The organism is uncultured Gimesia sp., assembly GCF_937910335.1.
In the GTDB taxonomy this organism is placed as follows: domain Bacteria; phylum Planctomycetota; class Planctomycetia; order Planctomycetales; family Planctomycetaceae; genus Gimesia.
In genome coordinates, this window is the sequence record NZ_CALEMX010000001.1 from 1 (window position 1) to 3,692 (window position 3,692).

At 46.0% G+C, this 3,692-nt stretch carries 4 protein-coding genes and 1 pseudogene; all 5 read left to right on the forward strand.

Annotation, left to right across the window (positions count from 1 at the left end):
• Positions 1–184: 184 nt before the first annotated feature.
• Positions 185–1,519, forward strand: a complete 1,335-nt coding sequence (locus tag Q0668_RS00005) for an AAA family ATPase (protein WP_298858662.1) — start codon at positions 185–187, stop codon at positions 1,517–1,519.
• Positions 1,509–2,459, forward strand: coding sequence for a metallophosphoesterase (locus Q0668_RS00010; protein WP_298858664.1), 951 nt, complete (start codon positions 1,509–1,511; stop codon positions 2,457–2,459). The genes Q0668_RS00005 and Q0668_RS00010 overlap by 11 nt, the downstream gene beginning before the upstream one ends.
• Positions 2,446–2,751 carry a hypothetical protein gene (locus tag Q0668_RS00015; RefSeq protein ID WP_298858666.1) on the forward strand — a complete coding sequence of 102 codons (306 nt, stop codon included), beginning with the start codon at positions 2,446–2,448 and terminating at the stop codon, positions 2,749–2,751. The genes Q0668_RS00010 and Q0668_RS00015 overlap by 14 nt, the downstream gene beginning before the upstream one ends.
• A 38-nt stretch (positions 2,752–2,789) precedes the next feature.
• A complete protein-coding gene (locus tag Q0668_RS00020; RefSeq protein ID WP_298858668.1) occupies positions 2,790–3,473 on the forward strand; it encodes a DNA repair protein in 684 nt (227 codons plus the stop codon).
• Positions 3,474–3,517: 44 nt separating this feature from the next.
• Positions 3,518–3,692 (forward strand): annotated as a pseudogene (locus Q0668_RS25800) (MFS transporter); the annotation flags it as partial.

Sequence of the window (3,692 nt, forward strand, 5' to 3'; positions counted from 1 at the left end):
ATAGCGGAAAGAGAATGAGAGGTATGAGAAATCGAGTCTGAGCCGAAATCGAGTCTGAGCCCAGCGATTGCTTTTATTTGACTCAAAATTGTCGGGAAACGCAATAGTCTATTTCTCGGATGATCTGAAATACCTGATATGGCGATCCTGTGATTTTAGATCGGTGGGGATTATACTTGCGATCATGTTAAAGCGGATTACTTTGCACAATTTTATGAGTCATTCACATACCGTGATCGATTTGTCGCCCGGTCTGACCGTTCTGACTGGACCGAATAATTGCGGTAAGTCGGCCTTCGTGTCTGCGCTACAGAATCTGGCAGAGAATACCAAAGGTAATTACATGATCAGACATGGCGCTAAAGAGTGCCGCGTGATTGTGGAAACATACGATGGACATACTATCGAATGGAAGCGTAAGAAGAAAAACGCAAGTTATTGTATTGATGGAATTGACATTCATCGAAAAACTCCCGATCAATTACATGAGGTGCTTAAACTTTCAAAAGTCAAAGTGGGAGACAGTGATGAGTTTGATGTTCATTTCGGTGAGCAAAAGTCGCCAATTTTCCTGCTTGGTGAGCGTGGCAGTCGGGCAGCTGCTTTCTTTGCTTCCTCTTCAGATGCCTCTGTCCTGATCGAAATGCAGAAACTGCATCGTACCAAGGTCAAATCTGCGCAACAGGAGTTCCAACGCTTGCAGGCAGAATTAACACAGACCTGCGCGATAGTTGATGTCCTCGCACCTGTTCCTGATCTGGAAACAAAGTTAGAGGAGCTCGATAATACCTATGAGGAACTAATTAAAGAAGATCAACAGATTCAACAGTTGGGATCATTCATCCAGGAGTGGGAGCGATCATCTCAATCGGTATCAAAGCTGAAGCATACTGTTCAAACTTTGGATTTATTGCCTGAGGAACTTCAACAGGAAAATGAAAAACCGATCGAACTGCTGACTCAGCGGTTGCAAGACGTAAATCAGCAGGTCAGACAAACGCAATTCAATGTCATCGCTTTGACAGGCTTAGAGGAACCGCCTGAGTTGCATGAGACACTTTTGTTGACAAGGGTGATCAATGAATTCCAGATTCAGGATCAAAACCATAATCAGGCCAGGACGACGAGCTTGTGTCTGAAGCATCTGGATGAACCACCAGCGTTGTCAGACACAGAACCATTGCAGAATGGGATTGAGAAAATTGAGTGTGCAGCAGAGCGGGTTGATGTAGACCGAGCGGAATACATGATTTTGGAGAATTGCGCACTACCCCCTGTGATGGATGACATACAGGGCTTGGTATCAATCTGTCGGCAGTGGGAAGAAACGCAAAACCAGCTGGATCAGTTGCAACAAATCTGTCACAAGTGTAACGCAGAGCATGCTGCTGTTCGTGCTGAATTGGAGGATTGGGTCAAGAAAAATCCGAGCTGTCCCACCTGTGGTGCAGAACTGGAGCCGGAACAGTTTTTACAGGCAGCAGAAACCGGACTGAAGGGGCATGCACATGGAGCGTGATTCCTATTGCGGTGTGCTGTTGATTGGTGATCCTCATGTGGAGGGGCGGGTTCCCGGTTTTCGGAAAGATGAATATCCAGAGGTTGTTCTGGAAAAGTTACGCTGGTGCCTGAAAACGGCTCAAGATCAGAATCTGCTTCCCGTCATTCTCGGCGATTTATTTCATGTTCCCCGTGATAATCAGAATTCGTTACTTTGTCAGTTAATCAATCTGTTTGATTCTCCCGTTTATGGGATCTATGGAAATCACGACTGCCGGGAAAATCAACTGACCGAGCACGATACTCTGAGCATTCTTATCCAGGCAGGCAAGTACCATCTGCTCTCAGCAGAAACGCCCTGGCGGGGGAAGATGCAGGGCCAATCGGTGATCGTCGGCGGTACTTCCTGGGGGCAAAAATTACCCAGGTCGGTTGAGTTTGAAAACGAAGAGGAAGATTCTTTAATTATCTGGGTGACACATCATGATCTGATTGTACCCGGTTACGAAGAACAGGGTCATTTTAAGCCGTATGAAATAGTGGGTGTGGATTATGTAATCAACGGCCATATTCACCGGACTCTGAAAGATGTAGAAAAAGGGCAGACGACGTGGGTGACGCCTGGTAACATTGTGCGCAGATCGCGCAGCGATGCTTCACGGTCACATGTGCCTTCGGTTCTGAAACTGGAAGTTACGCCGGAAGGCTGGAAACGGTCAGTGCTTGAGGTGCCGCATCAGGCGTTTGATGAAGTGTTTTATGAAGAAGTATTAGAAGAAACCGAAGAGGGGGTTCCCTCGGCGTTTATTTCTGGATTGGCAGAATTACAGTCGAGACGAACAGATACTGGTGCTGGTTTACAATTATTCCTGGAGAAGAACCTGGAACAATTTAGCACAACGGTTGCAGACGAAGTACGAAATTTAGCAAGTGAGGTTTCGAGTAATGACATCGAATGATCAAAATGAAGCGCCTGATATTGAAACGTTGACGGCGCACTATCAGGAATTAAACAAACGCAAAATCGAATCGGAACGCGATCTGGTCAATGCGGAAAAAAATCTGGATGAACTGAAACAACAGGCGTTGAGTGACTACGGAACTGATAATCTAGATGAGTTAAAAGAGAAACTAGAGCAGATTAAAACAGAGAATGAACGGAAACGGGCCGAGTACCACCAGACTTTGGGGAAAATCGAAACAGAGTTGGCAAACATTGAAACAGAACATCAGGCGACAGATACACCTTAAACAAAACCTATTAGAATAAGACGAGACTCATGGCCAGGATGTTTTCTCAATCAGAGCCTTCCCGTTCTCAACAGGAATTGAGTTCTCCCAAAGCATTGCAGCGTCGATGCTGGGAGTTGTCAGCGGTACGTAAACAGAAAGGGAAAGAAAAGAAACAATTGACCAGACAGATCACGGAAACGGAGCAATATCTTGCCATTTCCGATCAGGTCTCTGAAGCGCTCGAAACTTTGAGCGGGCAGTTGTTTGAACAGCAACTGGAATTGATCCAGGAAAAACTAACCATTGCGCTGCAGGAAGTGTTGGAGCAGCCATTGAAATTGAAAGCCGTTGCCGAATGGAAACACAGAGGAGCCAGCGTCGACTTTCAGATCGAGCGGGAGGGAAACATTGAGGACATCATCCGCGGGCAAGGGGGCTCAGTGGCCAATATTCTGTCTGTGGGTTTGCGGATGTTTGCATTGATGACGTTAGACGAATCTGAGCACCGACGGGTACTTGTATTGGATGAGCAGGATTGCTGGTTGCGCCCCGATTTAGTGCCTCGTCTGGTGAAAATTATTCACGAAGCGGGAGAAGCGCTTGGCTTCCAGGTGATTATGATCAGTCACCATGATCCGGCCATGTTTGAACGGTATGCGGATTGTATTTATCAATTTACGCCTTCAAAAGAAGGAGTGCAGGTACAACGTGTGGAAACCGACTGGCAGTTGAGAGACTGATCTTAAGAGTGCTTTGGCATATTGTGAAAGGGTTTAGAAGATTTATGTCGGACGAGAAATATAAGACAGCCCCAGTTCCCACAGAAAAAATGCCTTCAGGAATTCCCTATATTATTGGAAATGAAGCGGCTGAACGCTTCAGTTTTTATGGGATGAAGGGGATCTTGGTTGTATTTATGAGCCAATACATGCTGAATGCTAGTGGTGAAGCAGATTATA